This window comes from Ensifer sp. LBL (genome assembly GCF_050435225.1).
Classification (GTDB): Bacteria; Pseudomonadota; Alphaproteobacteria; order Rhizobiales; family Rhizobiaceae; genus Ensifer.
Map to the genome: position 1 here is coordinate 893087 of NZ_JBNDJY010000001.1, position 14906 is coordinate 907992.

General features: G+C 58.7%; 19 protein-coding genes. 5 read left to right on the plus strand and 14 right to left on the minus strand.

All coding sequences use genetic code 11. From position 1 onward, the window contains the following. Positions 1-7: 7 nt before the first annotated feature. The 3 genes from OKW20_RS04385 to OKW20_RS04395 are packed head-to-tail and all read right to left on the minus strand — an operon-like array spanning position 8 to position 1763. The gene (locus tag OKW20_RS04385) at positions 8-472 is read right to left on the minus strand and encodes a structural cement protein Gp24 (protein WP_429170418.1); all 465 of its coding nucleotides are present in this window, start codon (positions 470-472) and stop codon (positions 8-10) included. After that, entirely contained in the window at positions 472-1620 is a 1149-nt protein-coding gene (locus tag OKW20_RS04390) for a DUF2213 domain-containing protein (RefSeq protein WP_429170420.1), read from the minus strand. The genes OKW20_RS04385 and OKW20_RS04390 overlap by 1 nt, the downstream gene beginning before the upstream one ends. Positions 1621-1631: 11 nt before the next feature. Continuing rightward, on the minus strand, positions 1632-1763 hold the full coding sequence (locus tag OKW20_RS04395) for a hypothetical protein (RefSeq protein WP_429170422.1): 132 nt from the start codon (positions 1761-1763) through the stop codon (positions 1632-1634). A gap of 184 nt (positions 1764-1947) precedes the next feature. On the opposite strand from OKW20_RS04395, the gene OKW20_RS04400 reads away from it, so the two are divergent. Continuing rightward, positions 1948-2541 carry a hypothetical protein gene (locus OKW20_RS04400; protein ID WP_429170424.1) on the plus strand — a complete coding sequence of 198 codons (594 nt, stop codon included), beginning with the start codon at positions 1948-1950 and terminating at the stop codon, positions 2539-2541. A 10-nt stretch (positions 2542-2551) separates the two neighbouring features. Here OKW20_RS04400 and OKW20_RS04405 read toward each other — a convergent pair whose 3' ends face one another. From OKW20_RS04405 to OKW20_RS04415, 3 genes are read right to left on the minus strand one after another with little or no spacing between them, the layout of a single operon-like run. Further along, the gene (locus tag OKW20_RS04405; protein ID WP_429170427.1) at positions 2552-3916 is read right to left on the minus strand and encodes a DUF1073 domain-containing protein; all 1365 of its coding nucleotides are present in this window, start codon (positions 3914-3916) and stop codon (positions 2552-2554) included. 8 nt (positions 3917-3924) lie between these two features. Continuing rightward, positions 3925-5256: a phage terminase large subunit gene (locus OKW20_RS04410; RefSeq protein ID WP_429170429.1), complete on the minus strand. Its 1332-nt coding sequence runs from the start codon at positions 5254-5256 to the stop codon at positions 3925-3927. 3 nt (positions 5257-5259) lie between these two features. Then, entirely contained in the window at positions 5260-5571 is a 312-nt protein-coding gene (locus OKW20_RS04415) for a hypothetical protein (protein WP_429170431.1), read from the minus strand. A gap of 228 nt (positions 5572-5799) precedes the next feature. Between OKW20_RS04415 and OKW20_RS04420 the strand changes: the two genes are divergently transcribed. Then, the gene (locus OKW20_RS04420; RefSeq protein WP_429170432.1) at positions 5800-6168 is read left to right on the plus strand and encodes a hypothetical protein; all 369 of its coding nucleotides are present in this window, start codon (positions 5800-5802) and stop codon (positions 6166-6168) included. A gap of 2210 nt (positions 6169-8378) precedes the next feature. Beyond that, positions 8379-8633 (plus strand): helix-turn-helix domain-containing protein, encoded by a 255-nt coding sequence (locus OKW20_RS04425; RefSeq protein WP_429170434.1) that lies wholly within the window; start codon positions 8379-8381, stop codon positions 8631-8633. 37 nt (positions 8634-8670) lie between these two features. Here the strand turns inward: OKW20_RS04425 and OKW20_RS04430 are convergent, their stop codons facing one another. The 3 genes from OKW20_RS04430 to OKW20_RS04440 are packed head-to-tail and all read right to left on the minus strand — an operon-like array spanning position 8671 to position 10459. Further along, a complete protein-coding gene (locus tag OKW20_RS04430; RefSeq protein WP_429170437.1) occupies positions 8671-9267 on the minus strand; it encodes a hypothetical protein in 597 nt (198 codons plus the stop codon). Beyond that, positions 9267-9722, minus strand: a complete 456-nt coding sequence (locus tag OKW20_RS04435) for a helix-turn-helix domain-containing protein (protein ID WP_429170439.1) — start codon at positions 9720-9722, stop codon at positions 9267-9269. The genes OKW20_RS04430 and OKW20_RS04435 overlap by 1 nt, the downstream gene beginning before the upstream one ends. Further along, positions 9719-10459: a YdaU family protein gene (locus OKW20_RS04440; RefSeq protein ID WP_429170442.1), complete on the minus strand. Its 741-nt coding sequence runs from the start codon at positions 10457-10459 to the stop codon at positions 9719-9721. The genes OKW20_RS04435 and OKW20_RS04440 overlap by 4 nt, the downstream gene beginning before the upstream one ends. Before the next feature lie 101 nt (positions 10460-10560). Between OKW20_RS04440 and OKW20_RS04445 the strand changes: the two genes are divergently transcribed. Further along, a complete protein-coding gene (locus tag OKW20_RS04445) occupies positions 10561-11436 on the plus strand; it encodes an HNH endonuclease (protein WP_429170445.1) in 876 nt (291 codons plus the stop codon). A gap of 135 nt (positions 11437-11571) precedes the next feature. Here the strand turns inward: OKW20_RS04445 and OKW20_RS04450 are convergent, their stop codons facing one another. The 5 genes from OKW20_RS04450 to OKW20_RS04470 all read right to left on the minus strand — a co-directional run bounded on the left by OKW20_RS04450 (position 11572) and on the right by OKW20_RS04470 (position 14149). Further along, positions 11572-11934 carry a hypothetical protein gene (locus OKW20_RS04450; RefSeq protein ID WP_429170448.1) on the minus strand — a complete coding sequence of 121 codons (363 nt, stop codon included), beginning with the start codon at positions 11932-11934 and terminating at the stop codon, positions 11572-11574. A 2-nt stretch (positions 11935-11936) separates the two neighbouring features. Further along, on the minus strand, positions 11937-12302 hold the full coding sequence (locus OKW20_RS04455; protein WP_429170451.1) for a helix-turn-helix domain-containing protein: 366 nt from the start codon (positions 12300-12302) through the stop codon (positions 11937-11939). Between the two features lie 48 nt (positions 12303-12350). Next, positions 12351-12725, minus strand: coding sequence for a hypothetical protein (locus OKW20_RS04460; RefSeq protein WP_429170454.1), 375 nt, complete (start codon positions 12723-12725; stop codon positions 12351-12353). Between the two features lie 447 nt (positions 12726-13172). After that, a complete protein-coding gene (locus tag OKW20_RS04465) occupies positions 13173-13499 on the minus strand; it encodes a hypothetical protein (RefSeq protein ID WP_429170456.1) in 327 nt (108 codons plus the stop codon). Positions 13500-13525: 26 nt separating this feature from the next. After that, complete coding sequence (locus OKW20_RS04470; RefSeq protein WP_429170459.1) at positions 13526-14149, minus strand: DUF2312 domain-containing protein; 624 nt, start codon at positions 14147-14149, stop codon at positions 13526-13528. Positions 14150-14484: 335 nt separating this feature from the next. Here OKW20_RS04470 and OKW20_RS04475 point away from each other — a divergent pair, with 335 nt between their 5' ends. After that, positions 14485-14868, plus strand: coding sequence for a helix-turn-helix domain-containing protein (locus OKW20_RS04475; protein ID WP_429170461.1), 384 nt, complete (start codon positions 14485-14487; stop codon positions 14866-14868). The last annotated feature ends 38 nt before the right edge of the window (positions 14869-14906 follow it).

Below are 14906 nucleotides of genomic sequence, written 5' to 3' on the forward strand. Positions count from 1 at the left end.
GTTCTCCTTACTTGGTGACGCCCAGGCGCAGGCGCGCGAGCTGGTTGGTACCGCTCGTGACGCTTGCCCATTCGGCATTTTCGATCAGCTGGTTGGCCGACGAGTTGGAAACGTTGGTGAAGCCGCCAGTCGGGGTCATATAGACGGGGTCGCCCTGAGCAACGGCAACGAGTGCCGTAACCCAGACCGAGCCGTTTTTCATGACGCTGATCTGGTCGTACGGTTTGTAGACCTCGCCGTTGGCGAAGGGCAGCGTGCGATCGACGACGGCGACGCCGGCGAACTTGCCGATGGCAGCCGGCAGCTTCACCGTGTCCTCGACGGTGTCGTAGATGACGCCGATGCCAAACGGGATGTTGCCGGAGGCGGCCGCGACGATCATCGAGGTAATGAAATGCGGCTCAGTGGTGGCGATCATGCCGGGATAGCCGGCCGGCGTGTCGCGCGAATAGGAGACGGGAGGAAAGGCCATTATGCGTTCTCCTTCTGATTGCCCATCCAGGCGTTACGATCGCGGGCAAGCATTGCCTCGTAAGCCTTGTTGGTGTCGGTGAGGTCCGCGTCAGAGGTGAGCCCCTGCTTGACGACCGTGCGGAACGGATCGGCGCCGCCCTTGCTCGCGTCCTCGACGAGCGTGTCGAAGCGGGCATCGATGTAGGCGTCCGACTTGTCAGCGACGGCCGCGTCGCCGATCTTGGCGACGACGACAGCCTTGCGGATGGCGGCATCGCTGAGACCTTCGGTCTTGACGTCCTTGGCCAGAACCTTGGCCTTGGCGACCAGATCGGCGCGAGCCTGCACGCGCTTGTCGAGGTCGGCGTCGGAAAGCACCTTGGCCTTCGTGGCATCGATCTCGGCATCCTTCTTCGCCAGTTCGGCATCTTTGGCGGCCAGAGCCGTCTGATGTGCCGCTTCGGTGGCGGTAAGCTTGGAAATGGCGTCGGCAAGGCGCTGCTGCAGCGTGCCGATCACCGTGGCACCCTGATCGGTTACTTCAACCGGGATGCCATCGACGGTAACCGTCTTCAGGGTCATGATCTTTTCCTCTTGCGGTTTCTGATCACTGGTGAACGGGGCAGCGCCCCACTGTCCCACACCGTCGCCGATGCGAGCTTTTGATCCGGCGCGGCCACGCTCGACGATGGCGACGTGGTTGATCCGGATATCTTTCTGGATGGCGTCGTACTTCTCGCCCTCGGGCGTCGTGCCAGGCTCCCATGCGAGGTCGCAGGTGTAGCCAGCGGACAGCTCACGCTTGCCATCGTCGATCGCCTTGATCGCGGCGGCGTCCATGACAACGAGAGGAATGCGGACGAACTCGCCGTCGCGCGCGACCTCGTCGCCGATCTGGCCGACCGACACGGCCTTCCATGTGCCGGCGGTGACGGCTTCAGTCGGGTGATCGTTCGTCACCGGCTTGTGGGCGTAGCTGCCGAGGCTTTCCTTATCGAAGACCTGGTCGGCGGAGCGGTACACTTTGACGGACTGCATCTCCGGCTTCCCGACCTCCCGGCCGGCATAAAGCTGGATGCCTGTGCGCGCGGTGCGGACGTCCGCAACAAGGTAGCCATCGGCAGTCCGTCGCGTGCCCGCGATCGGTGCAAGGTCAATGAAGTTCATATTTTTGCCTCTTAGGCGGTGATGTGTTCGATCGCCCACACGACGGCCTCTTCGACTCTCGACTTGGTGGTGAGAACACCAAACTTGAGGTGCACGGTGCGGTTGACCACGCGGTAGCCAAATGTGCTATCGACGTTGCTCAACTCGAAGTTCCAAGGTGCAATTGTGAGAGAAATTTCCGTTTGGGTGGCAGTCGCCTGCGCAGCACTGATAGCATTTGGCCTCGGATGGGCAGTATCGATCTACTTGGGGCCACAACCGTCCGAACTCGGTCTATGGAGTGCAGCCGGTACAGTTGTTACCGCCTTAGCTACGATTGTATTGGTGATGGTGACTGCGCTGCTCTGGAAAGTTACCGATGGATCCGCCCGTTCGGCCAAAACCGCCGCCGATGCGGCTTCAGAATCAGCTCGACTTGCCGGCGAAGCATCATTGCAGGCCGCCGACATCGCAAAAAAGCAACTGCGGGCTTACGTTCTAGTCGAAGGTTCGGGCCTATCGTGCGACGCTGGTGGGCAGCACCAGGACTACGTTATGCCAAACTCCCTCCCGATAGGCACGATCCAGTTCAAGAATACCGGGCAAACTCCGGCGTTAGATCTGCAGGCTCATGTCAGGATAGGGATCCGGCCACAACCTGCCGCACCCGATTCGTTCGCACTCGTCGAGTTGCCTCCCGCGTCTGTTATGTCTCTGGGAGCAGGCCATGCTAGTCAATCGATGGCGGTAGCCCCGGCTCCGATTCCCTTACAATCTGTCCAGAATCTGGCTTCAGGAACGGAAGCAATTTATGTCTATGGCGAGATACGTTACCGCGACATCTTTGGGGACAGTCACGTGAGTGAATTCCGGCTGAGAAACAAGAGCGGTTTCTTTGATGGTTCGATGACGTTCACCGATCAGGGGAACAACGCGACCTGATCCACCACGCCTATTGTTCCATGATGTCCTCCCCAACGGCAGCTCGTTGCTCGTCGTCGTCCGGCTCCTGCTCGCTGAGCGTGCCATGCTCCTCAATCGCAGCTTCCAGACCAGGCAACGATCCGTCTTCGACGAACGTGTTGACCAAGGCATCCGACAAGGCGTCGATCGGCACCAGCGGCGGTGATGTCGACGTGCCGGCGAGCGCCCGGGCTGCATCCGCCTTCGTCTTGAAGACGTCGGCCTTTTCCTTCTCCGACATGCCCCAGAGCGGCGCCCACTCGTAATAGATATCCGGGTCGCGCGCGCCGAGGGCGCTGCGGATGATGCACTCGTCAAGGCGACCCATGGCCGGCGTCATCTCGACGGACTGCATGGCCTGAAGGCGGTCGTAGTAGTTGCGCAGGTCGCTTTCGCCGGTGGCGTTCATGCCTGCGGGAGACTGACCGAGCAATCGCGTTGCCGGGATATCGGCCGCGCCCGATACCAGCTGCATGAACGACATCAGCACGTCTGGCAGCGTGGCGAAGCTCGCCGTCTTCTGTTCGAACTCCTCTTCCTTGTCGAGGAGGAGGTCGCCATTGATGCCCTTGGCCGTGGCCGCCAGCGTATAGCGTTCGAGGATCTTGGCGCGGTACCGCTCATCTCCGACATTCTGCATGAAATCGGGGATGCGGATCACGTTGACCTTGGCCTCGAAGACCAGACTGGCAATGTTCGCCGCGGTGCCATCGGCCTGCTTGATCGCCTCGACGACCGACAGGAGAACGCTGTCGCCCCATCCGGCATAGGTCGTGGTGACGATCTCCTCGTCCGGTTGCGCAGCCCCGTTGAAGACGACCAGGCGCGACGGGTGAATGTCGACCTGCACGCCGTCCGTCGACTTGATCTGATAGACCTTCGGCTTGCCGTACCATTCGGAGGCCGGGTCGCGATCGATCTCGCCTGCCGTAAGGTTGCGGCGGGAGATGACCGTGAGGTACTTCAGGCCGCCTTTGCCCACGCGCTCGACGTCGAGCGGCTCGGTGAGGTTCTGATCGCCGGTACCGATGACAACGGCGGCGCCACCCCAGAGCCGAGCCTTGATCTTGGCTTCGAGGATCTTGCCCTTGACGTTGAGACGCTTCTCTTCGGCCTCGATAAGCTCGATCTGAGTTTTCTTCGCCTGCCAGTCACGCCATGCGCGCACGCTGTCGAACGCCGGGATATCGACGATCTTCCGTGGCAGCCATGCGCCACGGTAGGCGTTGAGCAACTCCTCATCCGACAGCATCGGCATCGAGTAGAAGGTCGACGCCGCCTTGTCCCGACTGGTGCCGATGTTGGCAACCATGTTCGTCAGGCTGTCGCGGACGAAAGCGATTATGTTTCCCATGTCCGCTCCTAAACGTTCGCCAGCGTGAAGGACGAACCACCCAGCATCAATTCCGTGAGAGCCCACACTAGCGCGTCGGCCCGGTCAGGCGAGCCCTCGCCCAGGTATCCGGACGGGGTGAAATTGCACATCTGGTCTTCAAGGTCGGGGAAGTCCCCGACGTGGTGCACCTTGCCCTGCTCATAGAGGGCGCTGATAGGTTCGGCGCGTACCGCCTTGCCGCGGCTGGCAACCACTTCCTTGAAGGCTGCCTTCTTATCCGCCGTCGAGACGGTGAACCGCACCATGTCGCCGCCGAAGTTGCGTTCGCCGATGATCCGGTGAGCTTCGTGCCAGTGGTACAGGTCGACGGCGCGACGCCCCCATCCCTCCGGGGACATCTGGCAGGTGCCGTCCTCAAGAATGTAGCCGTGGCCGTCGACGCCGAGGCCCGCGACGATGATACCGATATCGTCACCGGCGCCATCGCCTCTCGTTCCCGATGGGTCGACAGAGACGACGATGCGTTGCATCTCCGGCGCTTCCGAAACCCGGAGGCTGTCAATACCAGGCATGTTCTTACCGTCGGGTGCCAAACGATCTTCGAGCGCCCAAAGGGCACCGCTGACCTCGCTTGCCCACTCGCCCGCTTCGAACCGAAGCCGTTTCGCGGCAGACATCGAGGCCAGAACCTCGAAGTATTCCGCCGGCAGGTTATCGACGTTGTCGGACGGGTTCACCCGCATCTCGACATAGTCTTCCGGCTTTGCCAGCGCCTCCTTCGTGCCCGGCTTCATCTTCGCCCGGAACATCTGGAAGCTCCAATGGAGCTTTGATGGCGGGTTGCAGTCGAAGTAGGCTTTCAGCGACAGAAAGAGCCGGCCCGTCGCGGCTGCGATCTCCGGGGCCAGCTTGCACTTCTGCGCAAGGCGCGACATCGCTGTCTCGACCGAGGCCCACGGTATCTGGCTGCTCTCATTGAAGTAGAGCGTGGCGTATTCCTGGCCGAGGATCTTCTCGACCCGTTCCTTGTCGTCGAGGCCGGCGATCCAGACCTGCGAACCGTTCGGCAACTCGACATAGAAGTCGGTCTTGTCGAACCGAACCTTCAGCGTCGGGAAGCAGAGCGACAGAACCTTTGGCAGCGTGTCCGACCATACCGAGGTCTTGGCGTGGTTGAACCGGAAGCGAAAGATGGCATGCCGCGATCCTGGGGCGTTGATGGCCCGCTGGATGAGCGCGCGGCAAAGAACGAAGGTCTTCCCCGATCGCGAACCGCCGCGAAGCATGATGTTGCGAGCCGGCCCAGCCAGCAAGCGGTTAGCCTCTCGCTGCTTCTCCGTTAAACGAGCGACTTCCATGCGTCACAGGTCGGCGTCCTCAGGCAGAATGTTGAGCTTGATCGGCCCACCGTTCGGGCCTGAGTGTTCGACGGAAGCGAGCTTCGGGTGAACATACGGCGCGGCATCGCGTGCGGCATCCTGGGCCATCTGCCGAAACCCCGCTGTCTTCTTCACCTGAGCGAGCAGGAACTTGAACTGATCTTCCGGCGAGGCATCGGGGGCGACCTGCTCCGAAAACTGGTCAGCGGTCAGGCCTTCGAGGGTTGCCTCTGCATCGAGCGCCACCTGCTGGAAGTGCCTCATGTTGTCGAGCATGACATCGAGCGGGCTCATGCCGGTCGCCAATGCTCGCTCTGCTACCTCTCGGGTGCGCTTGGTGATGGCACCGGCGGGGCGGCCAGCGCCTTCGCGTTTACCGCCTCGGGCCATTTGATTACCTTTGATTAAATTCAACTTCAGAACGAAGCGGAGCCGATCGCGACACGATCAGGGGCGCTAACCAATTCTCCACGAGTTTTGATGGATACAACCCTGAAATGCATTATCTCAGGGAGAAATAGAGTGCAGACTGCACACGTCGTCGCCTTCTTGCTGCAACTCATCAGCAACGATCCGTACGAAACCGCGGGCAAAGACTACGTCGCCAAACACACGAAAGAGCTTTTCGACCAGGGTTTGGCGTTTGCAACCATCGACACGATGAATGTGCTTTGCTTCGGAAGATTTGATCAGGCCACGTACCGCGGGTATCTGGCCTATTCCAACAAACTGAAAGACAACATCGGGGCCGCCGGCCTCATACCCGGTTATGCCAATGGCACATACGCCGGTCTCATACGGGATCTCGACCGACTATCTGACGACCAGAAGGATGGATTGTGCATGGTGTTTCAGGATCGAGTTCCGGTTTCTTCGCTCAAAGAAAGCTAATGCGCCGCCGCCAATACGAACGTCGCCACCTGGTAACTTGAGGCATAGATGGATGAAGCCACTCAACCAACGATCAACTCCGACGCTCGCAAAGGAGATCGATAAGCTCCGATCAGCTCGAGATGCATGCAGGGATGTCTTTGGAACGGCCCCAACGCAAGTCGCTAAGGACGCTCTCAAACTGCTCGATGAGGCGATCACCGATATCGAAGACGAAATAGTCCGTCGCTTCACTCCATAATCGACGATGCCCCCAACGAGGGCGCGAGGAGCATTGCGGTGACGAAGAAACCACAGAAGAAGTTCACGCACATGTTGAGTAGCCACGTGAGAGGCGGCGGTAAGAAGCCGAAGGCCCCGCGGGCATCTATTGCCGAAATGAAGGCAATCGAATGGAAAGACGAGCGCGATACGAAGAAGTCCCGAACGCTTTGGACCGAATACACGTTACTTGCGAGGCCCGTCCCAGGCGGAGCCCCTGGTCTGCGAAGCCAGAAGAAGAAATGGCGTTTCAACCTCTACCCTCTCCTGAGGGCACAAGTTGAGACATCGGGGGAACCGGGCGGATTGTCCAAACCCTCCCTCTCGATAATACTTTGTGGTTAACCGCAATTAGCAAATAACAATGTGTGATTGCGCAAGTTAAAACTGTGACTTTCCAGAAATGTTACCTTGAAGTGGTGATTGGCTTCGCCACTGCCATATTAAGCATACTCCTTCGCGCTCGTTGCCATTGTTGCTTACAATGTCCAACACTATCGAAAGGTTGATAAAATGCTTAGATTGTGCTTCCTCGCATTGTCGCTAATCACAATATCTCAGCCGGCCTTCGCCTCCCAATGCATATGTACGTTTTTGAATGGCTATCGCGATTGCGAAGACATTGGACTTCAAGCGTGCCGTAACAAGGACCAAGCACTCACAAATGCAAGTTGCTCATGGTCTGCCGCCGGCACCTGTGCGTTCTTGCGTGACGAGACCAAAGGCAAGCGGCCCAAGATGAGCCCCATCTACAAGTAGCCACAGTAACCGACTGGCAGGACGGGCCGACGTTGATACTGACTCCTTGCCCGCAGAACGCTACCCGAAGGTAGGGAGTCTACTCATCACCTCCGCGCTTCGACCTCAGCTTAGGAGGCTGGAAAGTTACCGGGTCGCTCTACTCCGACATAGAGATGTTCGACAGATGCAGGCGGCGACACAGATAGGTCTGTATCCTTCTTATTCGGAAATAATCACCGGCTTGGTTGCTGCCTCGTATCAAACGGGCTAGCTCGAAGGGCCGACATAAACATGCTCGGTGAGATGAGGAAAATCAGACGAACAGGTCGATATCCTTCCTATTCGGAATAAATTTCCGCGACTTTGTTGCTGCTTCCCGGCCATCCGGCTAACTCTGAGGTACCCGCGGCCCTAAATGCCGCCCGCAGTCTCGTCGTTCAAACCCAAAATCAATGGTGACAACCCTCGTCCTCTCGGCCGGGCGGTTGCGTTCACGCGTCAAAGAAGGAGTACAATCATTTGCCAAGCCAAACGAAACTTATCCAGGCACTCGGTTTTTTCATGATCATATTCGCATGCGCGTTCGCCGCGATCGTCTTCGCGTATACCGGGCAAGTAATCAACGTTGCGGACGTCGTCGGACACGGAGTCACTCTAATCGTCTCAGACAAGATCTAAGTTCGAAATGCAAGGATTCCACCCTGCGCATAGACGGCAGTCATCGGGTGGTCGCGCTCCAGATCCTTACAATTCTTAACCAGCAACCATTCGCTCCGATCTTTCAACGAGACAAGTCGTGGTGACTCGTCCTCGTTAATAGAAAGGGCTGACATGCTGCCGATTACCATCAAGTACCGTGACTTCGCCGTAACCGTTTGGATCTCCACCGAACTCATCCAAATGGCCCTGGACTGGTGGAGATAGCGATCAACGAAAAGCCGCCCGGTGACAAATCGGGCGGCTTTAATTTTTACGTGGTTTCCGCATATTTCGATTGACGAACACGAGGAAACTTCGTACAACGATCGTACCGAAGCACTCCCGCTTCGGCAGGACTAGGAGCCTACCATGAGCCTCAAGCTCAGCTTCCAAGTCCGGATCGGCCGGTGGAGACTGACTATCTCCATTAGCCGGTAAACCGGGGGCCGGAGGGGTCTAGCACACCCTTCCGGTTCCCAAGAATGTAGCAAAGGCCAAGGAGCGTTTCAATGACATTGGACGAACTCATAGCAATGCGGAAGTCCTGGGGGTGGACCCAAAACACGATGGCGAACCAACTCGGGATGTCTCTTCGTGCTTACCAGGACATTGAGAATGAGCGAGCCGCACTTAGGCCGATCCACGTTCTGGCCGTCGAGCGCGTGGCCTTGGCGCACGCAGCATTAACCGAGCAGCCGGATCACGCGCCATCCAATGTCCAGGACGATGCTTTGAAGTTGGTTGAGTTGATGAGGAGATGGTGACCACTGCCTCTTGGCGCAGATCACGAATATATTTTTCCTATAACAAACTCGTGCGCACGGGGGAAGTGTCTTCCGGCTGATTTTTCCTTAATTTTCCTCCGTTGTCGAAGCCCCAGTGGATAGACAAAGCGGTAAGCCCTTCCTTTAGAAATTCTGTATAGGCCCGCTGCAGTGTCCGGTTCGGCGAAAGCTCGGAAATAGCCTTTCCTTCGCCGGCAACCTTGACCATCACGTCGTATCCGATGCCTAGGACCCGACGAGCTTCCGCAAGGTCGATGCCGGCCTGGATCTGGCTATCGGACAGCGCCGAACGCGGACCCCCGCCGTCGACCGGCTCGCGGCTGTAGTCGAACGACCCAGCGCCAGCGCCGCCGAGGGCTTCCCAGATGCGGCGGAACTTCTCTCCCGCCCTCTCCTGCGCATCGTTGATCAGCTTGCGCTGTTTGAGGACGACGAGAGCACTTTCCTTGACGTTGACCGCGGCAAGGATCTGCTTCGGATTCCATGTCTCGCCGTCGTGAGCCGGGTTGTGAAGAGGATTGTCGATCTGCCGCAACTCGACGTGCGCCTGAAGCGAGCCGATCGACGGAAGGGAGATCGCATTCATCTTTGCCTTGCGGCCTCGTTTTGCCATCAGCGCTTGGCCTCCGCCTTCTGAACTGCATGAATGATGGTGGTGTGGTCCCGCCTGAAGATACGCCCGAGCGCCGGCATCGACAGGTCTTTGCGCTCCTCGTAGACCGCGACCATGCAGCGATGACGCGGCTCGATCAGCCGCTTTTCGCGGCGAACGCTGACAACGTCCTCCCAGGTGATTCCGGGGTAGAACAGCAGCACGTCTTTCACGATGTCGCGCACCGGGCGGCGCGGCGACAGCCTCTCCCCATCGTCGGCCTGCTGGAATTCGCAGAGCGCCTTCGCCTGCTCAAGGATGCGAGCCTGAGCATCTGCCAACGACAGTTGCAACGACAGGATCAGCTTTGTCTGCTCGTCGTTCTGGCTGGTCAGGCCCTTGATGCGCTGCTCGAGACGGTAAATGCGATCGGCTTGCTCAAGCGTGCCAGATGGCAATTTGGCGTGGGCGTTCATTGAAAGCTCCTATCGGATCGGCGCCGCTCGGCGGCAAGGTACTCTTCCCGGGTCTGGCCGGCCTTCGCTGTCGAGGAGAACGAGGGAGGCGAGCGGGTGCCCGGGCCGCAGGACCGAGCGTTGCGGATCCAGTTCCGCCAGGTAGCCGGCCAATCGAGCTTGACGGCATCCTTGCCGGGTTTTGCGTTCCAGTAGTCGCGGAACTTCTCAAACTCGGCCGTGGCCCGGGAATGATCGATGCCGATCGAAGCAGCGAAATCGAAGTCGGGTTTGAAATCTGCCGGAAGGCGAGAACCACGCTTTTTGGAAGAACCGATAGGTTCTTCTTTTTCTATATGGACTCTGGTATCTGGAAGATGCTGTAGCTCAGGCATAGCATTTGCTAGGCGTGCTTCTTTATCTTTCAATGCCTTAGCGCTTCCACCCTTCGCCCCGGCGTCGGCTCTCGATTGCGATTTCCTCTCGCTTTTTTGGAGCTCTTTCGTCAGGCGATTGTGCGTAACTTCGGCGGCGCCGACGTCGAAGAAGCCCAGCAGATCATCCTTGATCGCGAGCCATTTCTTCACGCTCATGCGCACGACGCGCGCCAGCTTGGCATGATCGTTCGGCAGTTTGCCGCCGGCATTCCACATAGCCATCAGCAGCAGCATGTAAGCCCCGATCTGCTCGGTGCTCAGATGCAGGGTGTCCCCGATGAAGTCGGAGACGTAGAGCTGCATGAAAGGACGCTCGCTCATGACAACGCCCCTGTTAACCGAGGGCGTTCGCCTATCCGCTTAACTGATGCGCAACCCAGAGGCGCGATAAGAGACGCATTGCAGCGGAGAGGAGACCACCATTGACCTGGGGATTCGAACGAGGAAAGCGATACAACCGCACTAAGGATATTCACGACCGCTTTGTCGGACAGCCACAGGGCGGAATTATCACACCGGCAGCAGCGAAGTTGGTCATCGCAATCACTGGTAAACGCGGCAAAGCTCACGGCTACGAAGATCGTGAAATGCCCGATGGTAGCTTTGAGTACTTTGGTGCCGGCCGCTATGGTGATCAATCTATGACAGATCGCAATCTGGGCCTCTTGCAACACAGCCAAGCCTCTAAGAGTCTGCTGTTTTTTGAAGAGGCCAAGCGCCAGCTGAAGTTTCTCGGGGAATATGTGTGCGAAGCGTACGAATGGCGCCGGGCACCAGACGCCAACAAGCAAATGCGCAATGCGATTGTCTTTCGCTTGCGTCCGCTTGAGAACATCATCGAAGTGCTTGAGAGCCCGCACGGCATCGACCGAAGCCTTGACGGCCTCACACTCGAACAGCTCAGGGAGCTCGCCTACCAAGCCTCCCAGCCCACCGCGCCGGGCCGTCCACGGAAAACTACCGTTTACGAACGTAGCCGTCATGTGAGCACATACGTGCTTCGACGAGCGAAAGGTCTTTGCGAATATGATGGCGAGCCGGCACCGTTTTCCCGCTCCAACGGAGAACCTTACCTTGAGCCCCACCATATCGAGCGCGTGAGCGACGGGGGGCCTGATCACCCGAAACACGTTATAGCGCTTTGCCCGAACTGCCATCGCCGCGCGCATTCGGCAGCTGACAAAAACCAGTTCAAGGCCCAACTCGTCGAGAGGATGAATAGCATTGAACCTGACGACGTGGTTCATCTGTCACCTTCCCGTCGCCGTCGAAAGTCTGCCTCGACTGATTTGCAGTAGTCTTCGCGGATGTCGCGCAGCATCTTGAGCTTGGCGCGTTGGACCGAGTTTCCAACGTCGCCGATACGAGTGCGAAGGCCTTTGATCTCGGCATCGAGAAAGGCGATTTTCTCAGGGGTCATTGCGGGCATTGGCTCACCCGCTACTCTTCGCCTGCAAGACGTGCTCCGACGCCTCGAACAGGCGGCACGCCTTCGCGGAATGAGGGATGAGCCGATTGGCCTTGTTCAGGATCGGACGATTGCAGAACGCCTTTTTTAGCTCGCACGGCGTCTTGGGGTGGCGAGCGCCGAAGTACCCAGGATCGGCCGGCACCTTCTCGATACCCCCCCCTGCCAGCTTCTTCGACTTCCAGACGTGCCAGAAGATGCATTCGCGGCAGGTCGTGCCCTCTGGCCCGGTACCTGCGATATGCGCCTGCCCGAGATAGGTGTCAGCGATTGGCTGGTGGACTTCCTTGGCCGTCAGGTGCTCACTGAAGATCAGGTGCTGGGCCATGGCTACATCTCCAACGGTCGCGAAAGCGTGCGAAGGAACTGCTGCCGGTTTTCGATCCGGTACCCGGAGCCCCAAATGGTCTGAATATCGACGCCACGCTGGCGCAGCTTTTTGCGGAGCTTATGCACCCAGACCTGAGAGGTGGCCTCGCAACTGTCCTCATGTTCAAATCCGCGCGCCGCGATCCGGATCGCCTCTCTTGAGACCAACTCTCGAGTTGCCAGGCAGCGAAGGACGCGCTGTTCCGTCGGCGTCAGTTTCCATTCCGGCGGGAACACAAACTTCGACGGCATCAGCACGTCTTCAAGCTGGCGGATACGCTCACGAAGGACATCGTTTTCTTCAGTGACGCGAGCCATGGCGTTCATTCGGCATCCTCCGGTGTGGTTTCGCGCTTCCCCACTTCGTCGCGGAGCTCAGGCGCTATTGCGAAGGCCAAGGACCGAGCGAACCGCAGCAACGATCGAGCGAACGAGATGCGCGTCCTCGCCGCCCAGGAGAGCGGTGGCCTTGCCAATTGCGTCTTCATTTTTCTGCACCTCCTGGCGTGCCTCATAGACAAGCCCGCTCACGTCCTCGACGCGTCGGAGTTCATGTCCTCTGATGGAAATTCTGGGGTCCGCGTACCAAGCGTCGCGGGTTCGGGTGTACGACCAGCCGAGGTGCCGCGCGGCGGTCGCAATTCTTGTCTGCACGCTGCCGACGCTCTTCGGCGCGATCTTTTTCTGCAAAGCGTTCTGACAAAAGGTAGCCGTAGACATTTCTGATTTCTCCGACGACTTCTCGGACATTTCCGACAACTCCTGTGCGATCCTTCTCGTGTTGATGGAGAAACGTGATGCGTCGCACAGGCATTACTTCCGATGGAGAGGACGGCGCCGCGCCAACGGCTGCCGGTCCCTCCAATGTCATTCCGTTCCGCAGAGCCTCCGCCGCCCATTTCGGCTCTGCTGCCGGTGACGATCCCCTGTCGTCACCGGCCATTCCGCTGGGGATCCTCGTTCAAGCCGTCGTTATGAAAACGGCGATCGAACGGATCCGGTTAAGGGTTGCTCGCGCCGGCCAGGGAGAGGAGGGAAACCGGCGCGAGCTATGACCGCGAGGAAAGGAGGAAACCCGCGATCAATCCTTTTGCTGGAAGCCGGTCCGGCGGAACTCGAACTGGCCGAACAGGGCGACACCCGCGAGAAGCGGAAACGCCAGGGCCATGTTCGCCGCGAACATGATCTGGGCGATCATCAGGCGACCTTTCTGCGCAGCGGCTCGCGGTTCTCCGCGACCCGGATTTCGTCAACGAGCGCGATGACCTTGGACCAATGCATGACCTTTCCCGGCCCCTTCTGGCCCAGTGTCTTCAGCCGGTAAGCATGGCGGTAGGTCGAAAGGTCGTATCCCCGCGCCGCCAGAAAGATCTTGACCCCGTCGTAGTCGCCGGAAACGCCAGCCTCGAAACGACGGACCGCCCCGCCCCTCTCTACGAACGCCGCGACGGCAGCGGAGATTTCAACGCGGGTCGCGTTCTTGCGGTTGCCGCCTACCCCGCGCTCGATCGCGCGCTGTGCCATGGCGTCACTCCCAAATGAAAACCTCATCATGCAAGCTCCTCTTGTGGTTCGCGCTCGCGCATTGCTTTCGCGCATGTGTGGCAGTGGTTCCGGCCGTAGCCACCGCATGCCTCCGGCTGCCGGCAATGCGGTCTCAACGGGGTTGGGGGCCTGGCGGTGAAAGAGGTTGCCCGTTCAGCCTCCGGGCCAGAGGGTTCGAGGTCGGGAGTGCTCCCTTGAGCCATGTCTTCCTCTGGGTTGGCGCCTCCTTCGTTCGTTGCGGTCTGGGTGGCCTCGCTATGCTCGGACGGCGGCGGTTCAACGCCAGCGGCGTTCGCCAGTCGGGCCTTGCCCTTTACTGCAGCGACTGCGCCGCCGTCCGATTTCGGATTTTCTTGAATGTTTTCTCGTGTGTGCACGTGCACGAGGGTCGAACCCGTCAGCGCATGCCAATAGGTGTCGAAGAGCGAGTCTTGCTCGTCTCGCACATCGTCAGCCAGCTTGCGCTTTGCGACGACTTTACGAACCGTCTTCACGTCGAAACCGGCGGAGCGGATCTCCTTGTAGATGTCCGACTTGTCGCCATTGAGCACGGCGATCTCTTCTTCAACGCGCTCCACTCGCTCGATGAACGAGCGGAGTTGACCAACCGCAAAAGCATCGGCGCTCATTGGGTGGCCTCAGACTGGCGTGCAACAACGGGTGGCACGAGACTCTCTTTGAGATCCAGGATGTCGGGGCGACGCGAAACCATAAACGAGCGAATCCGTTGTGCCGTTTCTGGCCACACCCTCCCACCCGATCGGAGCCTTTCGACAAGACGTCCATTTCTGGCCGCCAGTATCCCGAAACGATGCTCGCCGATGTTCTCAGCTAATAGGAAGCGTTCAATTTCAGATAGGAGATCTCTCTTCATGGGAGAGCATGATACACGCTATCGCGTGCAAATCAATACACGCTATAACGTTCACGCGCGTTTTTCCTGAGCGTGGTAAACCAGCACTGCATGGAAAACGACTGGAGAAGCAGACTTCGGGAAATGATTGAGGCTGACGGACGCAGTAAGCGCGCCATCAGCCAAGCGGTCGGCTTTGGGGAAAATTATGTCCAGCAGGTCCTAAAGGACGAAAAGGATCCGTCTTTCACCAGGCTAGCGAAGCTTCTGTCCGAACTTGGCCCGCGAGCCACGGTATATGTGATTTCCGGCGTGCTTGGCGATCCCCATGGGCAGCTGCAGTCTGCTCTCCTTGCTTACGGCATTGACCGAGATGATCTTCCCGCTGTCTTTAAAGCCATCAAGGGGTTTGTCGTCGAGATCGACGACGAGCAATCACAACAAGACCATCCTCGTGATCAATCTGCACCCGCCAGTCTCCACCGTGCAAAATAGCCATGGCGATTGATATTTCAGCCGCCTTTCGTTTGATC

Bases quoted from the DNA above. Each gene is read 5' to 3' on its own strand.
- OKW20_RS04455 (WP_429170451.1), bottom strand. From the start codon at position 12,302: ATGAACGCCATGGCTCGCGTCACTGAAGAAAACGATGTCCTTCGTGAG.
- OKW20_RS04425 (WP_429170434.1), top strand. From the start codon at position 8,379: ATGACATTGGACGAACTCATAGCAATGCGGAAGTCCTGGGGGTGGACC.
- OKW20_RS04465 (WP_429170456.1), bottom strand. From the start codon at position 13,499: ATGGCACAGCGCGCGATCGAGCGCGGGGTAGGCGGCAACCGCAAGAAC.
- OKW20_RS04410 (WP_429170429.1), bottom strand. From the start codon at position 5,256: ATGGAAGTCGCTCGTTTAACGGAGAAGCAGCGAGAGGCTAACCGCTTG.
- OKW20_RS04460 (WP_429170454.1), bottom strand. From the start codon at position 12,725: ATGTCCGAGAAGTCGTCGGAGAAATCAGAAATGTCTACGGCTACCTTT.
- OKW20_RS04400 (WP_429170424.1), top strand. From the start codon at position 1,948: ATGGTGACTGCGCTGCTCTGGAAAGTTACCGATGGATCCGCCCGTTCG.
- OKW20_RS04405 (WP_429170427.1), bottom strand. From the start codon at position 3,916: ATGGGAAACATAATCGCTTTCGTCCGCGACAGCCTGACGAACATGGTT.
- OKW20_RS04415 (WP_429170431.1), bottom strand. From the start codon at position 5,571: ATGAGCCCGCTCGATGTCATGCTCGACAACATGAGGCACTTCCAGCAG.
- OKW20_RS04435 (WP_429170439.1), bottom strand. From the start codon at position 9,722: ATGAACGCCCACGCCAAATTGCCATCTGGCACGCTTGAGCAAGCCGAT.
- OKW20_RS04450 (WP_429170448.1), bottom strand. From the start codon at position 11,934: ATGGCCCAGCACCTGATCTTCAGTGAGCACCTGACGGCCAAGGAAGTC.
- OKW20_RS04475 (WP_429170461.1), top strand. From the start codon at position 14,485: ATGGAAAACGACTGGAGAAGCAGACTTCGGGAAATGATTGAGGCTGAC.
- OKW20_RS04430 (WP_429170437.1), bottom strand. From the start codon at position 9,267: ATGGCAAAACGAGGCCGCAAGGCAAAGATGAATGCGATCTCCCTTCCG.
- OKW20_RS04470 (WP_429170459.1), bottom strand. From the start codon at position 14,149: ATGAGCGCCGATGCTTTTGCGGTTGGTCAACTCCGCTCGTTCATCGAG.
- OKW20_RS04440 (WP_429170442.1), bottom strand. From the start codon at position 10,459: ATGAGCGAGCGTCCTTTCATGCAGCTCTACGTCTCCGACTTCATCGGG.
- OKW20_RS04385 (WP_429170418.1), bottom strand. From the start codon at position 472: ATGGCCTTTCCTCCCGTCTCCTATTCGCGCGACACGCCGGCCGGCTAT.
- OKW20_RS04390 (WP_429170420.1), bottom strand. From the start codon at position 1,620: ATGAACTTCATTGACCTTGCACCGATCGCGGGCACGCGACGGACTGCC.